At 63.3% G+C, this 16,475-nt stretch carries 15 protein-coding genes; 10 read left to right on the top strand and 5 right to left on the bottom strand.

Annotation, left to right across the window (positions count from 1 at the left end):
• Window positions 1-2: 2 nt before the first annotated feature.
• Window positions 3-758 carry an ABC transporter ATP-binding protein gene (locus tag BN1233_RS23670; RefSeq protein ID WP_046866050.1) on the bottom strand — a complete coding sequence of 252 codons (756 nt, stop codon included), beginning with the start codon at window positions 756-758 and terminating at the stop codon, window positions 3-5.
• A 159-nt stretch (window positions 759-917) separates the two neighbouring features.
• Here BN1233_RS23670 and BN1233_RS47210 point away from each other — a divergent pair, with 159 nt between their 5' ends.
• The 3 genes from BN1233_RS47210 to BN1233_RS23660 all read left to right on the top strand — a co-directional run bounded on the left by BN1233_RS47210 (window position 918) and on the right by BN1233_RS23660 (window position 2,880).
• Complete coding sequence (locus BN1233_RS47210; RefSeq protein ID WP_154678290.1) at window positions 918-1,082, top strand: hypothetical protein; 165 nt, start codon at window positions 918-920, stop codon at window positions 1,080-1,082.
• Window positions 1,075-1,674 (top strand): hypothetical protein, encoded by a 600-nt coding sequence (locus tag BN1233_RS23665; RefSeq protein WP_046866049.1) that lies wholly within the window; start codon window positions 1,075-1,077, stop codon window positions 1,672-1,674. Before BN1233_RS47210 ends, BN1233_RS23665 begins: the two co-directional genes overlap by 8 nt.
• A gap of 492 nt (window positions 1,675-2,166) precedes the next feature.
• On the top strand, window positions 2,167-2,880 hold the full coding sequence (locus BN1233_RS23660; RefSeq protein WP_147707470.1) for a hypothetical protein: 714 nt from the start codon (window positions 2,167-2,169) through the stop codon (window positions 2,878-2,880).
• A 15-nt stretch (window positions 2,881-2,895) separates the two neighbouring features.
• Here the strand turns inward: BN1233_RS23660 and BN1233_RS23655 are convergent, their stop codons facing one another.
• Window positions 2,896-4,656, bottom strand: a complete 1,761-nt coding sequence (locus BN1233_RS23655; RefSeq protein WP_046866047.1) for an HWE histidine kinase domain-containing protein — start codon at window positions 4,654-4,656, stop codon at window positions 2,896-2,898.
• Between the two features lie 193 nt (window positions 4,657-4,849).
• On the opposite strand from BN1233_RS23655, the gene BN1233_RS47205 reads away from it, so the two are divergent.
• The 7 genes from BN1233_RS47205 (at window position 4,850) to BN1233_RS23625 (ending at window position 12,024) form a co-directional block, all read left to right on the top strand.
• Window positions 4,850-5,080 carry a hypothetical protein gene (locus tag BN1233_RS47205; RefSeq protein WP_147707468.1) on the top strand — a complete coding sequence of 77 codons (231 nt, stop codon included), beginning with the start codon at window positions 4,850-4,852 and terminating at the stop codon, window positions 5,078-5,080.
• 197 nt (window positions 5,081-5,277) lie between these two features.
• Window positions 5,278-6,111, top strand: coding sequence for a septum site-determining protein MinC (gene minC / locus BN1233_RS23650; RefSeq protein ID WP_048708416.1), 834 nt, complete (start codon window positions 5,278-5,280; stop codon window positions 6,109-6,111).
• Between the two features lie 21 nt (window positions 6,112-6,132).
• Window positions 6,133-6,948 carry a septum site-determining protein MinD gene (gene minD / locus BN1233_RS23645; protein WP_046866046.1) on the top strand — a complete coding sequence of 272 codons (816 nt, stop codon included), beginning with the start codon at window positions 6,133-6,135 and terminating at the stop codon, window positions 6,946-6,948.
• A complete protein-coding gene (minE, locus tag BN1233_RS23640) occupies window positions 6,945-7,220 on the top strand; it encodes a cell division topological specificity factor MinE (protein ID WP_046866045.1) in 276 nt (91 codons plus the stop codon). The genes minD and minE overlap by 4 nt, the downstream gene beginning before the upstream one ends.
• 275 nt (window positions 7,221-7,495) lie before the next feature.
• Window positions 7,496-10,468 (top strand): ATP-binding protein, encoded by a 2,973-nt coding sequence (locus BN1233_RS43235; RefSeq protein ID WP_052763898.1) that lies wholly within the window; start codon window positions 7,496-7,498, stop codon window positions 10,466-10,468.
• Window positions 10,469-10,618: 150 nt separating this feature from the next.
• Window positions 10,619-10,873: a hypothetical protein gene (locus tag BN1233_RS23630; RefSeq protein WP_046866044.1), complete on the top strand. Its 255-nt coding sequence runs from the start codon at window positions 10,619-10,621 to the stop codon at window positions 10,871-10,873.
• Between the two features lie 176 nt (window positions 10,874-11,049).
• Entirely contained in the window at window positions 11,050-12,024 is a 975-nt protein-coding gene (locus tag BN1233_RS23625) for a Vgb family protein (RefSeq protein ID WP_046866043.1), read from the top strand.
• A gap of 251 nt (window positions 12,025-12,275) precedes the next feature.
• On the opposite strand, the gene BN1233_RS23620 is transcribed toward BN1233_RS23625, so the two are convergent.
• The 3 genes from BN1233_RS23620 to BN1233_RS23610 all read right to left on the bottom strand — a co-directional run bounded on the left by BN1233_RS23620 (window position 12,276) and on the right by BN1233_RS23610 (window position 16,475).
• Window positions 12,276-13,646, bottom strand: a complete 1,371-nt coding sequence (locus tag BN1233_RS23620) for a PAS domain S-box protein (protein ID WP_082145615.1) — start codon at window positions 13,644-13,646, stop codon at window positions 12,276-12,278.
• Window positions 13,646-15,403 carry an ATP-binding protein gene (locus tag BN1233_RS23615; RefSeq protein ID WP_046866042.1) on the bottom strand — a complete coding sequence of 586 codons (1,758 nt, stop codon included), beginning with the start codon at window positions 15,401-15,403 and terminating at the stop codon, window positions 13,646-13,648. The genes BN1233_RS23620 and BN1233_RS23615 overlap by 1 nt, the downstream gene beginning before the upstream one ends.
• Before the next feature lie 73 nt (window positions 15,404-15,476).
• A complete protein-coding gene (locus tag BN1233_RS23610; protein ID WP_046866041.1) occupies window positions 15,477-16,475 on the bottom strand; it encodes an ATP-binding SpoIIE family protein phosphatase in 999 nt (332 codons plus the stop codon).

Raw genomic sequence — 16,475 nt, 5'->3', positions numbered from 1 at the left:
GCTCAGTGTCCCTGGCCCAGATAGGCTTCAATGACGCGAGGATCCTTCGAGACCTCGCTATAGGGTCCTTCGGCCAGGATCTGTCCGCGCTGGAGAACAGTGATCCGGTCCGAGATGTCGGCGATGACGCTCATGTTGTGCTCGACCATCAGGACCGTTCGTCCCTTCGCGACGCGCTGGATCAGCGCCTTCACGCGGTCGATGTCCTCATGGCCCATACCCTGGGTGGGTTCGTCGAGAAGGATGAGTTCCGGCTCGAGAGCAATCGTCGTCGCGATCTCCAGGGCGCGCTTGCGGCCGTAGGGGAGCTCGACGGCAAGCCGGTCGGCCTCGCCCTCCAGACCGACCTCACGCAGCAACTCCCGTGCTCGCTCGTGGAGGACGTGCAGCGTCTCCTCCGGCTTCCAGAAGTGATAGGCGGTGCCGGTGTGGCGCTGCAGGGCTATGCGCACGTTCTCGAGCACCGTCAGGTGAGGAAAGGTCGCCGAGATCTGGAAGGAGCGCACCACGCCGCGACGGGCGATCTCGGCCGGCTTCAGGCCCGTGATATCCTCGCCCTTGTAGAGAATGCGCCCGCGGGTCGGCTGAAGGAACTTCGTGAGCAGGTTGAAGAAGGTCGTCTTCCCGGCGCCATTCGGGCCGATCACCGCGTGGATGTGGCCGCGGCGCAGAGTGAACGTGACGTCCTGGACGGCGACGAAACCCAGAAACGACTTGGTCAGTCCCTCTGTTTCGAGGATGACGTCAGAACTGGCCAAAGGCGCACTCCAATCTTCGCGGCGGCGACGCCATGTAGGCTGAACTCGGTGTGGAGCGCAACGGTCCACCGCGTCGGACGCATGGCTAAGGGCAGCCGATTTTCTGATTGACAGAAATTTCTGAAAATCAGAAAATGCCAGGTGTCACTGGAGTCGACCATGCCCCGAGCCGCCGCCCACGAGCAGCCCAACGATGCGACAGTGCCATTGACCAGGACATCGCCGGTACGACCGCCGGAGATCCGCTCTCCTTATGCATTGCCCATCGTCTGCACCGCCATTGTGATGATCCGCATCCCGAGCCGCGAGGTGCGCCATGGCTGAGAATCATGATCCCGCTTCCCTCAGGCTCGGACGCTACGAGGCGGTCGGCAGCGCGCCATATTCCGACCCGCTGCCGCAGGAGGGGCGCCGGGGGAGTCAGATCACGATCCGGCATGGTGCGGTCGACGATCCGGACGAGACAGTGTCGCGACGGCGCCGGAGAGTAGCGATCAACACCCGCACCGATCCTCTCGAGCACGAATACAGTCGCGGGCGGCTGAGTGAGGCGGCCTATCGTACGGGCCGCACCTACCAGCGGGTCATCGAGCGCGCCAGCGGATTGCGCACACTCTCGTCATGGCGCGACGGCGTTCGTGTCGATGCCGGTGTCTCCTGCGACCAAGCCATCATCTCGGCGCTCGACCGGGCCTCGCAGGCCGTGCGCGTGCGTGACGAAGTCAGGCCGATCATCGGATTGCTCGGGGAGCGCATCCTGGCTCTCACGCTCGGCGACGGGCTCACCTTCACGGAGACAGCCGAGCGCTTGGGTGGCTGCGGCGGCGAGCCGTCAGCACGAAGACACGCGGCGAGTTTCTATGCGTGGACCTTTCGACAGTCGCTCGAGATGCTCGCTGCAGAATGGCGGCCATAGAGATTGCGGAGGCTGTGATGGCGCGTTTGTCGATGTGCGTGTTGTTGCGAACAATTGCGCGTTGAAGGCAGGCGTGCATTTTGCTGCACCATTTAGAAGAACCCGCAGTATTTCCCGCCTCACCCGGACGCCTCGCGTCCGACCTCTCCCGTCGGGGGCGAGGCGATGTGCAGGCCGCGCCGTCCTCACCTCTCCCTCGACGGGAGAGGTCGCCCCAATTTGGCAGAACGAACCCAAAAGGGATCTGCGCGCTGCGCCGTCCTCACGGCGTCCCTTCTGGGAGAGGTCGCCCCGAAGGGCGGGTGAGGGGTGGCGGCGCTAGCCTCTCAAGAAAAGGGGAGGGTAGCAGCGCCGACGTTAGAAGTTATGACTCCAAACAAACCGCTCCCTCCGCTTGTACCCCGGCGCACAGAAAATCGGGCCAGGCGACACTAAAGTGAGGCCCTGGGGCTTGGAGGCGTTCTGCTGCGTCGCGCGAGGCGCGAGATGGCCATGTCGTACGTCACACTAATCCTCACCCGCACACCGCTCGACGAATTCAAATACGGCGGAATGAGTGGGCGCTGGGGCCGCTTGGCGGTGTTTCAGGGTTCGCAGATCAAATCGGCAAAGTTCCGCACTGCACCCACTCTTCCATCGGCTCTGCAGCCGATCGTTCCGATTGCACAGGCCGCGGCGGCACCGATCCAGAGAGCTATGGACGCGATGGGCATTCGCTCATCCGAGCAGACCTGCCCGCTCATTCCGTTCGCCGAAAGAGCGCTCGAGCTGGCGCTGGCCGACGGCGGCACCGTCACGAAGCTATACGAATTCGATACGATGGAGCGCTTCAAGGCCGATAGCGGCAAGGGATTCTATATGCAGACCAGGCCGAGGACTGAGCCTTACGAGTTGTCGATGATAAGATCATCCGCCGTTGCGGAACTGGACAAGAAATACGCGATGAAGCTGAATCCGGAGGGCCAATGCCTGAAGGTCCACGGGCACGGCTACAAGCAACAGGGGACCGGTGCGGAGGCCGGCATCCTGATCCACGAAGCTCCCCATGTCGGCTGGCTCATCGGATGCATTTCGCCACGCGAGAAGAACAAGCGCAAGCAAGGCGACGATCGAGGTCCATCTCAGCAGGCGATGAAGCTCATCTTCGATGCCATGGGCGGATTCAGCGTCGGAACGCGGGCATCCCTGATCGTGCTCGATTGGTAGAGGGCCGGTGCAGGATCAGCTCATGCGGGTGTTCGGATTCGGGGACGCGCTGCGCAGCGGCAATTCGAATTGGCAAATGGCGCCCTCTCGCGGGTAGCGAAGAGTGACCTTTGCACCTTCCACATGGGCGAGGCTGCGTTCGATGAGCCGTGTTCCGAAACCCTGCCGCTGCGGTGGAGTCGGAGGCGGTCCGTTCTGCTCCCGCCAGCAGAGGACGAGTTTCGGCTGCGGGCCGGCCTCGATCGTCCAGGTGATCGCCACGGAACCTCCTGGAACCGACAATGCTCCGTATTTCGCGGCATTCGTCGCGAGCTCGTGCAGCGCCATCGAGAGGCCGAGCACGTCCTGAGGCGGGAGGCGCAGCTCCGGCCCCTTTGCCGTTAGACGGTCCGCGGATTCCCGATAGGGGCGAAGGGCCTCGGCAACGAGGCTGTTCAGGCTCGCGCTCTCCCAATTCTCGCGCGTGAGCACATCATGAGCGCGCGAAAGCGCCAGGAGGCGCTGCTCGATGTCGCGCCGCATGGCGTCCGTGCGGGCATCGCCGCGCAACGTCCGGTTCACGACCGATTGAACGGTCGCGAGCGTATTCTTCACGCGGTGATTCAGCTCGTGCATCAGCAGAATCTGACGCTCCTCCACGTGCTTGCGGTCCGTCACGTCCATCACGATGCCGCGGGTCTTGACCAGACGGCTCTGGGGATCGCGGACATATTCTCCCCGGCTGCTCATCCATCGTATCGTGTTCCCCGGGAGGAGCAGGCGAAACTCGACTTCGAAATTCTGCGCCGGCTCTGCCGATTCGGGTGCGAAGATCTCGCAAAAGCGCTCGATGTCGGCCGGGTGACAGCGGCCCTGCATATCCGAAAGGGTAATCTCGTGATCCGACGGAAACCCGTAGATCTCGTTGAGACGCGGGCCCTTCGTCAGTCGGTTGCGGCGATTGTCATATTCGAATGCGGCCATGGAGGCCGCCTGAAGTGCCTCCATGAGCTGGCGCTCACGCGCTTTCAGCGCCTCTTCGGTCTGCTTGCGCGGGGTGATGTCTCGCAGCGTTCCGGTGATGCGGACGGGCTGCCCGGCCTCGAAGTAGACCTTGCCCTGGACTGCGACCCACCGGTCTTCCCAGGTTTCCAGCATGAGGATGCGGTATTCCGCCCGGATCTCGCCCGTGCCGTGGGGATCGAGCCCACGCTCGATGCCTTCGACGGCGGCAGTGCGGTCAGCCGGATGGAGCAGAGACAGGAACACCTCGTAGGTGAGACGCTCTTCCGCCCGGATGCCCAGCAACTCGCGACAGCGCTCGTCCAGGGTCATTGTGCTGGTCGGAATATCGACATCCCAGATCCCGGTCCGCGTCGCTTCGAGCGCGAGGCGAAGACGAATCTCGTTCTCCCGTACCTCGCGTGCGCGTTTGCGCTCAAGCGCCCGCTCGCGGGTGGTCTCATAAAACGCGACGGCGATTCCGACATCGGCCGCGAGGGGGAGCACGACGGCCCGATAGAAGCGCCCGGGATCGAGGCGGCTCTCCACCTCGAAGTTCAGACGCTGCGCCTGCGCCATGGCGCGGCGGAGGAAGGCGCCATATTCGGTTTCGGCCGAGCCCGGAATGACCTCCCAAAGGATCCGGTCGTAAGCTGCTTCGCGGCTGAACCCGACGAGGGCGAGAGCAGTGTCGTTGACGGCGATGATGCGCCAGTTCTGGTCCAGCGCGCAGAAGCCTTCCTCGATGGCATCATGCCAGGCGGCGAGAGAATCAAGGTCGCCGATCGAGATCAAGAATGGCTCCCGAACAAAGAATGGCGATCACGCAATGCACAACGATCCCATGATCAGGAAGACTTGTCACGGCCGCATGATGTACCCGATCGCCGGGCCATGCATTAACCTCAAGGTGAATTCCCGCTGGCGTGCTTCCGCCTTCCGACGTAGAAACTTAACGAAGTCTTAACCAAGCCGAGGGCAGGCTGCCGTGGCACAGAACCGATCGACACCGACCGAGCAGGCGCGGGACTGCCTGCCGGAGCGCACAATATCCGGGATGGGTGACGCCCCGTGGTGGCGGCAGGCGCCGACGCGGTCCGAGGCGCTCCTCTTCGGTCTTCTCATTCTCGCCATCGTCGTGCTCCTCGTGGCCCCGCGCGAGAAGACGGTCTATGTGGTGCCCGCACCGACACAATCGGCCAGCGTGGTGATCACCTGATCCTCATCTCCTAACCATCGACGTGTCGATGAAGCACCCTCGGGTCGCGAGCACATTGCCGGCCCGAGGCCCCGAAGAGACATCCGGGCGCCCTTGGCGCCCATTTCTTTTGGAGAAGTGAAGACGCGAGCCATGGATTAACCGGGCATTAACCATGGTAGTCCCAGATCGATACATCTTCAGGATCGATCACGCCCGTGACCATCGCCGTAAAACCCCGCCCCACTCTCCGATTCCGCGGCCGCTCCTTCATGGCCCTCGTCATTGCGCCGGAATCGCCGCTCGACGCCTGGCTTGCCGACCTCGCCGGAGTTGCCGAGCGCTCGCCCGGCTTCTTCTCCGGCCGCGCCATCATTCTCGACGTGTCCGGAGTCCAGCTCGTGAAGGACGAGCTGATGGCGCTGATCGCCGACCTCTCGAAGTTCGAGATTCGGATCATCGGCATCGAGGGTGCAGATCCGTCCCAGCTCGGGTTCGGCCTCCCGCCGCCGATTAGCGGCGGTCGCCCAGGCCCCATGGTGGAGCCGCCTGCAACGCATGGTTATCGGGCCGCCTCGAAGGCGGCGGACCGGGCTGCGGGCGTCATTCCCGAGGAGCCTGCCCCTGAAGCGCCCAAAGCCGAACAGCCGGTATCGGCGCCGGACCCCGAGAAGTCGGCCTCCTCCGATCCCATTCCGACCGCCATGCCGGCTCCCCAGCCGGGGCCCTCCCTTCTCATCGAAGGGTCCGTTCGCTCAGGCCAGTCGGTCATGCATCCGGAAGGGGACGTGATCGTGCTCGGGTCCGTCGCCTCGGGCGCGGAGGTCATCGCAGGCGGTTCGGTCCACATTTATGGCGCATTGCGGGGACGCGCCATCGCGGGCGCCACCGGTCACGGACGGGCTCGCATCTTCTGCCGCCGGTTCGAGGCGGAACTCATCGCGATCGATGGCCTCTACAGGGCTGCCGACGACCTCGACCCGCGTTATCGCGGACAGCCCGTGCAGATCGCCCTGCGCGGCGACAGCATCATCGTTGAAGCCCTGGACTGAAAGAAGGAAGAGGGGAAGAAAATGGCCAAAGTGTTGGTCGTCACATCGGGCAAGGGCGGCGTCGGCAAGACCACGTCGACGGCCGCGCTCGGTGCAGCCCTGGCACAGGGCGGAGAGAAAGTCGTCGTCGTCGATTTTGACGTTGGCCTGCGCAATCTCGATCTCGTCATGGGCGCGGAGCGTCGCGTCGTTTACGATCTCATCAACGTCGTCCAGGGCGATGCGAAGCTCCCGCAGGCATTGATCCGCGACAAGCGGCTCGACAACCTGTCGCTGCTGCCCGCCTCGCAGACGCGCGACAAGGATGCGCTGACCGAAGCCGGTGTCGAGCGTGTGCTCAACGATTTGCGCGACCGGTTCGACTGGATCATCTGCGACAGCCCGGCCGGGATCGAGCGCGGCGCCCAACTGGCCATGCGCCATGCGGATGTGGCGGTCGTGGTGACGAATCCCGAAGTGTCATCCGTGCGCGATTCCGACCGCATCATCGGCCTCCTCGACTCGAAGACCCAGAAGGCCGAGCGCGGCGAGAAGATGGACAAGCACCTTCTCCTGACGCGCTACGACGCCGGTCGCGCAGGCCGTGGCGAGATGCTGAAGGTCGACGACGTCCTGGAGATCCTCTCCATCCCGCTCATCGGCATCATCCCGGAGAGCGAAGAGGTCCTGAAAGCCTCAAACGTCGGCGCACCGGTGACCGTGAACAGCCCGGCCAGCGCACCTGCGCGCGCCTATGCGGAAGCCGCGCGCCGCCTGAAGGGCGAGACGCTCCAGGTCACGATTCCCAGCGACAGGCGGGGCCTCTTCGGGAAATTCTTCGGCCGGAGGGCTGCATGAACATTCTGAATTTTTTCCAGCGGAAGAACTCGGCGCCTGTCGCACGCGAGCGCCTCCAGATCCTGCTCGCTCACGAGCGGGGCGTCCTCGGCGGGAAGCCGGAGCTCGTCTCCCTCCTGCAGGAGGAGATCCTCGCGGTCATCGCAAAGCACGTGGCCGTCGACAAGGAACAGGTGCAGATTCGCATGGATCGGGGCGATGCGCTCTCGACTCTCGAGATCGAAGTCGAGATCCCGAACCAGGCCGTGGCGAAGGTCAAGGCCAGCGCCTGAGGCCAGCGCGCCACACCAGACATCAGCAGCAGCGCAGTATCGCGACCGCCGCGCTGCCTTCGTGCGAACTCCGGACGTGGCCGGCAGACCGCCGGGCCCGAGCGGGGGACGACGATATCCGCCGAGCGCGGCACCCTGCGCCTTGTCGACCCGACGGATGCAAGGGCACTGCGGAGTGGTTGACGAGATGTCAAACCGCAACCGTCTCCTGTCATGTTTTTGCGGAACCGGCTCTTAACAGGGCCATGTGAAACTGCCTCAGTTCCGAGGCATCCATGGTTCGAAACCTTCAAGCCACCGCAGGGCAGCACGATGTCTGGCTGGTCGTCCTGGCCGCCGCCATCTGCTTCTTCGCAAGCTATACGGCCTTTCGGCTTCACCGCCGCAGCCCGCTTTCGCCGAAGCCCGCCCTATGGCGTGCCGGCGCGGCGACCGCCGCCGGCATCGGCGTGTGGACGACCCACTTCGTCTCGATGCTGGCCTACCGGCCGGGCACACCCGTCAATCTCGCGCCGACCGGAACCCTGGTCGCGCTGATCGTCGTCGTCTGCTCCGCCTGGCTCGCTTGGCTGATCCGGAGCCCGGGGGCGTCTTCACAGCGCTCCTTCGGAGCCGGGCTCGTGTTCGGGATCGGCGTCGTCGCGATGCACTATCTCGGCCTCGCCGCGAATTTCGGGCAAGGCGTGCTTGCCTGGAACCAACTCTACCTGCTCGTGTCCATTGCAGCCGGAGTCAGCCTCGTCGCCCTGGCGCTGCGGCTCGGAATGGAATCCCCGAACCCGGCCTCTCACTTCGCCGCCGTCGGTTTTCTCACCACCGCCGTCCTCATCCTTCATTTCACCGGCCTCGCGGCATTCAGAGTTCCCTCCGATGCCCCATCGCTCGTGAGCGGCGGCGCCACCGAGCGAAGCCAACTCGCCCTTGCCATCGCGAGCGGTACCCTGGGGCTCCTGATTCTCGGCCTCGCCAGCGCCGCTGGGGAGGAGCGTCGCTTCGAACAGGCTTCACGCGAGATCGAGCGACTCAAGACGATCGTCGATGCGATGGTGGAGGGGATTGCGGTCTGCGAGGGCGAAGTGATCAGGGATGTGAACTGCAGCCTTGGCGCATTGCATGGTGATCATGCACGGCTCATCGGGTCACCCTTGCGCATTCTGCTGCCGGACTGGACGACTGGCGATGTGCTGCCCACCGGAGACAGCCGTGAAACCGTCCTCCGGACGGCACGTGGCGAGGATATCCCCGTCGAAGTCGTCACGAAGTCGATTCGATACGCCCAGGGCACGAAGACCTTCGTGAGTCTTCGTGATCTTCGAGCGCATCGCGAGTTGCGCCGCCTCGCGTCGGTAGAGGAAATGTCTGTCCAGATTGCTGCAACGACGTCCGATGCGATCGTGTGCTGTGATGGATTCGGGCGGATCACCTTCTGGAACAAAGCTGCTGAGACGTTGTTCGGCTATTCCCGCGAGGAAGCGCTCGGGCATCCTGTTTATGCCCTCGTGCAGGAGGACCTGGATGGAGCCCTCGAACGCGGCATCGACGCTGCATCCACCGGCGATGCTCCTCGCAGGCCGGTGCCGCCGCAGGAACTCGTAGCGCGTCACCGCGACGGGCGCACTTTCCCGGTGGAGCTGACGATCTCCGTCTGGAACGATGGCGATGATATCACGGCAAGCGTGATCATCCGCGACATCAGCGTGCGCAAGCAGGCCGAGGAGCAGATTCGGGCCCAAACGGAAGCCCTCATCGAAGCGAAGTCGCGGGCCGAGGCGGCTGCCAAGGCCAAGTCCGAGTTCCTGGCCAATATGAGCCACGAGCTGCGCACGCCCTTGAACGGCATGCTCGGCCATGCGGAATTGCTGCTCGATGATGCAAGCCTCACGCCCGATCAGCGCCGGAGCACGGAACGCATCCAGACGGCCGGCACGGCGCTCCTCACGGTCGTTGACGACGTGCTCGATTTCTCTCGCATCGAGGCCGGCAGGATCGCTCTCGAGATGCACAGCTTCTCGCCACGACGCGTCGCCGAGGATGCTGTGGCGATCATCCGAGGGCTCGCAGAGAACAAGGGGCTTCAGGTTGTCCTCGACCTGCCAAGAGACTTGCCGCTCGCCTTGCTTGGCGACGAGAATCGACTCCGCCAAATCCTGCTCAATCTGCTCAACAATGGCGTGAAGTTCACTGCGATCGGGGAGGTGCGGGTCACTGTCGTCGCGCAGCCCGCAGTCGAAGCCGGGCGGCACATTCTCCGGTTCTCGGTGGTGGATACAGGAATTGGAATTCCCGCCGACCATGCCGATACGCTGTTCGAGCGGTTCAGCCAGGTCGACGGCTCGATCCGCCGCGAGTTCGGTGGCGCGGGGCTCGGCCTCGCCATCTCCAAGCGCCTCGCGGAATTGATGGGTGGAGTGATCGGGTTCGAAAGCGAGGTCGGCCGCGGTTCGACCTTCTGGATCGAAGTTGTTCTCGTCGAAGCGGAAGTGACAGATGCGGATCCGTTGACGATCGATCGAAACGAGGGGCGGAGCACGGGGTGCCGAGTCCTCCTCGTCGAAGATAACGAGATCAATCGGGAGATCGCCTGCGCGGTCCTCGAAAAGGCCGGTCATGCGGTGTCCGTTGCCCAGGATGGCGCAGCCGCCGTCGCGCTCGTGCAGCAGGAAACCTTCGATCTCGTGCTGATGGACATCCAGATGCCGGTGATGGACGGGATCAGTGCGACGCGTACGATCAGGGCCTTGCCGTATCCGCGGTGCAACGTTCCGATCGTCGCCATGACGGCCAATGTCCTGCCGCAGCAGGTGCAGGCGTTCCACGAGGCCGGCATGGATGCCCATATCGGCAAGCCGTTCAACCGGCGTGAGCTTCTCGCCACGATCGAGCAATGGGTAGCACTTCAGACGAGCGCCCATGCAGATAGCTCGTTCCTGGTGGACGACCAGGTTCTGGTCGAACTGCGCAGGACCGTGGGCGCCGAGTCGGTCGCGTGCTTACTGGAGATGTTCCGAAACCAGCTGGAAAGCGCCATGGATGAGGACCTCCTGAAAGACGATGTCGAGGAACTCGCCCGTGCGGCGCATGCGCTCGTCTCGGTCAGCGGAATGCTCGGCTTCGGGGAACTCTCCAGGCGGTGCAGGAGGCTCGAGGAGGCCTGCCAGGCGAGGGAAGACTGGCGCGCCTGTCTCGCGGAGACTCGCGCGGCCTGCCGGACGACCCTCGCGACTGTCGCGACATTTCGCGCCGCTTGATGGCTGCTTCCGTCTTCTCCCCTCGTGATGCTGTCTCCGGGGCGGGCCAATGGTCACGCCTGCTGGAAAAGTCCCCGGGACAGCGGCTGCCGAATAGGGATCAAATTCACTTCCGAAGTGTTGGTAGAAGCCACGTACGGAAGGATTCGGATGCTACTCCCCTGGTTCAAGTTGGCGGCCGACACGACGCTCCTGGCCATGGAGGCTCAGACGGTCATCGGGCTGAGGTTGACGCAGGCTGCTCTCGGCCGCGGAAGCTTGGCGGAAAACCATCTGATGGTGACCGAGAAGGTGCTGGCCTTCGCCGAGGCCGCAACGACCCTCGCGACGGGCGGATCGCCCGGCAGGGTCGTGCGCGGCTATCGCAGGCGTGTTCGGGCCAATGTGCGGCGGCTGAAACGCTGAACTGCCTTCGCAGGGGCTGGTGATCCGTTGCGCGTGGGATGCCCCTCTTTGCCCACCTGAAGCGACACCAGAGTGATGCTGGGGTCGCGGGAGCGTGATGGGCTTAGTCCTGCGGGGTCTCGAAAGTGCTACCGTGAGGCGGTATTCTCGTCCGGCAACAACGGGGAGAATGGCCCATGGCTACGTTCTCGAGCCGTCTTGCGCTTTCTGCGCTTCTCGCCGCTTTCATCTCTTCGGCTGCTCTGGCTCTCGATCGCCAAGTCTATCAGCTTCCCTCGGGCGCAGGCCCGCACGATGTCGCGCCCGCGCCCGAGGGAAAGGTCTGGTACACCGCCCAGCCCCGTGGAGCCCTCGGCATTCTCGATCCATCGACGGGCGCCATTCGCGAGATTTCGCTCGGCCCGAAATCATCGCCGCATGGCGTCGTTCAGGGCCCGGACGGAGCCGCCTGGATCACCGATAGCGGGCAGAACGCGATCGTGCGTTTCGATCCGAAGAGCGAGGAGGTGAAGGTCTGGCGACTCCCGAAGGGAACCGGAAACGCGGATCTCAATACCGGCGCCTTCGGCCGGGACGGCATCTACTGGTTCACGGGTCAAGGCGGCATATACGGGCGGCTCGATCCGAGGACGGGCGATATCAGGATCTTCAAGGCGCCGAAGGGCAGGGGACCATATGGGATCGCCGCCACGCCCGAGGGCGAGGTCTACTTCGTTTCGCTCGCCGGCAGCTATCTCGCGAAAATCGACCAGCCCACGGGCAAGGCGCAGGTCATCGAACCTCCGACACCGGGCCAGGGCGCCCGCCGGGTCTGGTCGGACAGCCGGGGGCGGCTCTGGGTCTCGGAATGGAATTCGGGCCAACTCTCGATGCACGATCCTAAAACCGGTGAATGGAAGGCCTGGAAGGTACCGGGTGAGAGGCCCATGCCCTATGCCGTCTATGTCGACGAGCGCGATATCGTCTGGGTCTCGGACTTCGGCGGGAATGCCGTGCATGCTTTCGATCCGAAGACGGAGACATTCAGCACGATCCCGACATCCGAGGAAGGGGCAGACGTCCGGCAGATTCTCGGCAGGCCGGGCGAAGTCTGGCTGCCCGAGTCAGGGGCCGACCGGCTGGTTGTCATCCGGACCCAAGGGCAGGGATGAGTTGATGAGTGGGTGTGTCATGTGTCGTGCGCGCAGAGGTTTGCTCTGGCGCGCATGTCAGTGACACGCAATCCGATATGATGCCCACACTGTCATTGCGAACGGAGTGAATCAATCCAGCCCACCATCTCAGAATGGATTGCTTCGCCTGCGGCTCACAATGGCGGAATGACACATGGCTTCGCATAGTGCTGGCCCGCAATGACGAAGCGAATCCTCGTAACAACGGAATAGCTGTGACGGTACCGCCGTCAGTCTACGGACTCCTGTTCCAGCGGAATGTCGGCCGTGAAGCTGAGGCCCTCCGGATCGTAGTTCACATCCAGTTTGGCATTGGCCTGCGTGGCCAGCACGCGTTCGAGAAGGCGTGATCCGAAGCCGTAGCGCGTGGGAGGCTCGACCTTCGGTCCGTTTCGCTCCTTCCAACTCAGATGGAGCACGTGCGCATCGTCTTGATGTCGAGTCTCCCACGTAATCTCGAGTTGTCCCTCTTCGACCGAGAGGGAACCATGCTTGGCTGCGTTCGTCGTCAATTCATGGATTGCCATGCTGATCGGCACGGCGAGGTTCGACGGAAGCTCGATCGTCGGACCACTCAGAGTGATCCGGGTGCCGGCTCCGCTATAGGGGCCGAGCTGAAAGGCGAGGAGCTCGCGAAAGGGTACGATCTGCCTTTCATCCTCCGTCAGGAGCGAATGAGTCCGAGAGAGTGCGTCTATTCTACCTGCGAAGGATTGGTTGAAGCCCTCGATCGAATCCGCGGAGCGAGCAGATGCACCCGCGATAGCCAGCACGGTCGCCAGTGTATTGCGTACGCGGTGATGTAGCTCACGGATGAGCAGTTCCTGACGCTCTTCGGCCAGCCGCCGCTCGGTGCGATCTCTCAAGATCTTGAGAAACCCCCCGTGACCGTTCGCGCCCTTCTGGAGCGGCATCGTCATCCCGTGTGCGAAGAAGCGAGAGCCGTCCTTGCGGATGTGCCAGCGTTCATATCCTGCCCGCCCCTCGGATTGGGCTTTCTTTCTTTCCTCCTCCGGCGCATTCCGTGCCCGGTCTTCGGGTGCCCATAGGATTGCCGTATCCTGGCCGATGATCTCCTCCTCCTCGTAACCAAGGAGATTGCGGGCGCCGATATTCCAACTTGTGATGCGGCCTTCCAGGTCGGTGGTGAAAATCGCAAAATCCGTGGCGCTCTCCACGATCAAGCGATAGCGCTCCTCGCTGGCGCGCAGGGCACTCGTCGCCTCACGGATCCGGATGAGTGCACGGATTGTCGCGAGGAGCTCGTCCGGCTCGACGGGCTCGACGAGATAGCTGTCGGCTCCGGCCTCCAGCCCGCGAGTGCGATCCTGGCTCTCGACATAAGAAGCGGACATCTGGAGCACGAGCATGTCCGGGAACTGCGCCTTCAGGCGTCGACACACATCCAGGCCGCTGATGTCCGGGAGCCGCACGTCCAGGATTGCGAGCGGCGGCCGCAACTCTTCAGCAAGCCTGAGCGCTTCATATCCCGTGCTGGCCTCCACGACGTGGTAACCGGCCTTTCGAAGCGTCCGGCTCTTCGCGTAGCGAATTGCGTCCGTGTCGTCGAGGTTGAGAATAGTAATGGGCGCTTTGTTCATCAGAGGGCACCGCGGGCTGCCGTCACCTCGCGGAGAAGAGATGAGATGCTCTCACGCGACAGGGAATCTTTTGACAGGATGGCATGGGTCCGAGACAACCGTAAAAGTTGCTCCGGCCCTACCTCGGAGGAGGTGGAGACGATCACGACGATGTCGCGTGTGGCCGGATCCGCGGCAAGCTCTTTCAGGAGCGCATATCCATCGAGTTTCGGCATCCGCAGGTCCAGGAAAATTACGTCCGGACGGCTGTCTCGGGCCTTCTGGAGCCCATCCATGCCATCAATGGCTTCGAGGACGTCATAGGAATGGCCGATCAGCTGTCGCATGACATATCGGAATGCTTCCTCGTCGTCGATGACGAGTACCCTCGGGCGGCCACCGGGACCCTCCGGACCGGATCCTTGTCCACCTGCAACGCCGAAACGTGCCGGGATCGTGAGAGTGAAGGTTGATCCCAGACCCGGACTGCTCTCGAGGTGGACCTCGCCACCGAGGAGTTCCGCAAGCTTCTTCGAGAGGGGAAGCCCCAGTCCCGTTCCCTTGGCCCTGCTCTGGAGGCGGTTCTCAATCTGGGAAAATTCCTCGAAGATGTAGGATTTGTGCTCAGGAGCAATGCCGATCCCGGTGTCTCGGACTGCAAACGTCACGCATTGGCGGGCGCGATTGAAGGAGGCAGAGACACGTACTTCGCCTGCCTCAGTGAACTTGAGGGCATTCGAGATGAAGTTGCGCAGGACTTGGACGACCTTCGCCTCGTCTGTGACGAGGATCGGAAGTCCCACAGGCTCCTCGAATACGAGTTCGACCGCCGGGCTCGTCTGCAAGGGCTTGAGAGCGCCCCGGAGACTGCCGAACAACTCCTCGACCGTGAAGGTTACTGGTCGAACGTCGATCTTGCCTGCTTCGACCTTTGCAAGGTCGAGTAGGTCATTGACGAGTTCGCTCAAGCCCTGCGCGGATTTGCGGATATATCCGACCTGTCGGTGTTGCTCCTCGGTGAGCTCACCATCGACCTGGTCGAGCAGCAGGCGCGAGAGCGCCAGAATGGAATTCAGCGGCGTGCGAAACTCGTGGCTGATATTCGAGAGAAAGCGCGATTTCAGCTCGCTCGCCTGCCTGAGCTGCTCGGCCTTCTCGTCGAGTTCTGCATAGAGAGCAACGACGCCGCGATTGGTGTCCTCGAGTTCCCGGTTGATTTTTGCGAGCTCGTCCTGTCTCGCCTGAAGCTCCGCCAGAGTGCGCATGAGCTCGAGATTTTGCTCGCGAATTGTGGCCAGAGGCTCGCCGGTCGCCTCTTTCGCAAGCTGCGCGGCAATATCTCCGAGCTGTTTCTGAGAGATGCCAGGTGCGCGCCGCGGCAGCGCCTTTGCGAGCACGACTCGTGTGCCGGCCCCTGGGGACGACTCGATTTCGAACCGGTCCACGAGCCGCCGCGCCCCGACAATGCCGAGGCCCATGCCGCTCTCCGACCGGTAGCGTCCCTCCAACACGGCATCGAGATCTTCAATTCCTTTGCCCTTGTCACTGATACGGATGAGGAGTTCCTGAGGGGATCGTTTCTTGTCCAGGACGAACTCGACTCGGCCTCCACCGCCATAGCCGAAAGCATTGCGGGCGATTTCCGAGACCGAAGTCGCAATCCGGGTCTGATCCTGCCGCTCGAATCCGAGCAGCTCGGCGATCCGACGCGCCCGCTGGCGAGCGATGACGATATCGGTCTCCGAGAGGACGGCGACCGCCAGAATCGGCCAGCTCATCGCGTGCTGCCCCGATCCGTGCAGTGGCGCGGTCTTCTGAAACGCGCGGCAAAGTCATCGTACTTTGATCGGCTCATGGCGCTTGGCCCCGGACAGCGACCACCGTCACATCATCGCGCATGCGTTTGAAATCGCGGTACAGAACGGAAGATATCAGGGTCGGGTGACGGGTCGTCAGGCCGGGATAATTGTCGAACGACCAGCTCGTCCCGAGCCCGTCCGAGCACAGCACCACGAGCGGTGTCCCGGAAAAATCATAGGCGAATTCCTGCACTTTTCGCACGGCGTGCCCGACGGTGCCATTGTGGGACACCATCTTACGCGCCCCTTGGCTCGAGAAGATCGTTCCCGCGATGTTGCCGATGCCGGCGAACAGGACGCGACGACCCGTCATGTCGAAGCGGGCGACTGCGACGGCGGCGCCACGCGATGCACGCATGCCCGTATGCATGAGCTCGATGATGTTCGAGGTCGGCCGATCGAAGTGCTTTAAGAACAGACGGACGGCCTGTTGTGATGCATCCGCCGCCATCGGGCCATGGCCGAGCCCGTCGGCCACCATGAGAACCCAGCCGCCGTCCTGGTCGCGTTGCACGGTCCAGGCATCGCCACAGACCTCCTCGCCGGATTTCGCCAAGCTCAGACCTCCCCAGGGAGCCGGTTGCGGGCGGACTGGGGGCGTTCCGAATGCGAAGCGGGTCAGGATCGCCGTGCCCGATCCCGGCTGCGAGTAGATCTCCGTGAGATCGGACTGACGTCTGACGGCGCCGAGTCCCGTTCCGGAACTCCCGGCCGTCGAGTAGCCGTCACGCAGGCAGGCCTCGACGTCATTCATGCCGCGCCCCTTGTCGAGCGAGATGCATTCGAGACCGCTGCCCGTCGGATCCTCGTACGAGCCGAAAAGGATTTCTCCGCCGGAGCCGTGCTTCACAAGGTTGGTGGCGAGTTCCGTGACGGCAATCGCAATGCGGCCGGCCGCAGCCTCCGACGCACTCAGGCGTTGTGCGAGCTGGAGCGCTCTGCGTCGTGCTTCGGAAACCTGGCTTTGATCCTGGACGACCTGCGACTGCAT

This window comes from Microvirga massiliensis (assembly GCF_001006805.1).
GTDB lineage: Bacteria > Pseudomonadota > Alphaproteobacteria > Rhizobiales > Beijerinckiaceae > Microvirga > Microvirga massiliensis.
Note: the sequence above shows the minus strand (reverse complement) of the source record. Positions and strands in the feature narration are given on the sequence as shown.

What these genes read in the sequence shown, in the direction of transcription:
- BN1233_RS47210 (WP_154678290.1), top strand. Translation starts at nt 918, where the DNA reads ATGCCCCGAGCCGCCGCCCACGAGCAGCCCAACGATGCGACAGTGCCA.
- BN1233_RS23665 (WP_046866049.1), top strand. Translation starts at nt 1,075, where the DNA reads ATGGCTGAGAATCATGATCCCGCTTCCCTCAGGCTCGGACGCTACGAG.
- BN1233_RS23660 (WP_147707470.1), top strand. Translation starts at nt 2,167, where the DNA reads ATGTCGTACGTCACACTAATCCTCACCCGCACACCGCTCGACGAATTC.
- minD (WP_046866046.1), top strand. Translation starts at nt 6,133, where the DNA reads ATGGCCAAAGTGTTGGTCGTCACATCGGGCAAGGGCGGCGTCGGCAAG.
- minE (WP_046866045.1), top strand. Translation starts at nt 6,945, where the DNA reads ATGAACATTCTGAATTTTTTCCAGCGGAAGAACTCGGCGCCTGTCGCA.
- BN1233_RS43235 (WP_052763898.1), top strand. Translation starts at nt 7,496, where the DNA reads ATGGTTCGAAACCTTCAAGCCACCGCAGGGCAGCACGATGTCTGGCTG.
- BN1233_RS23630 (WP_046866044.1), top strand. Translation starts at nt 10,619, where the DNA reads ATGCTACTCCCCTGGTTCAAGTTGGCGGCCGACACGACGCTCCTGGCC.
- BN1233_RS23625 (WP_046866043.1), top strand. Translation starts at nt 11,050, where the DNA reads ATGGCTACGTTCTCGAGCCGTCTTGCGCTTTCTGCGCTTCTCGCCGCT.
- BN1233_RS23620 (WP_082145615.1), bottom strand. Translation starts at nt 13,646, where the DNA reads ATGAACAAAGCGCCCATTACTATTCTCAACCTCGACGACACGGACGCA.
- BN1233_RS23615 (WP_046866042.1), bottom strand. Translation starts at nt 15,403, where the DNA reads ATGAGCTGGCCGATTCTGGCGGTCGCCGTCCTCTCGGAGACCGATATC.
- BN1233_RS23610 (WP_046866041.1), bottom strand. Translation starts at nt 16,475, where the DNA reads ATGCAGTCGCAGGTCGTCCAGGATCAAAGCCAGGTTTCCGAAGCACGA.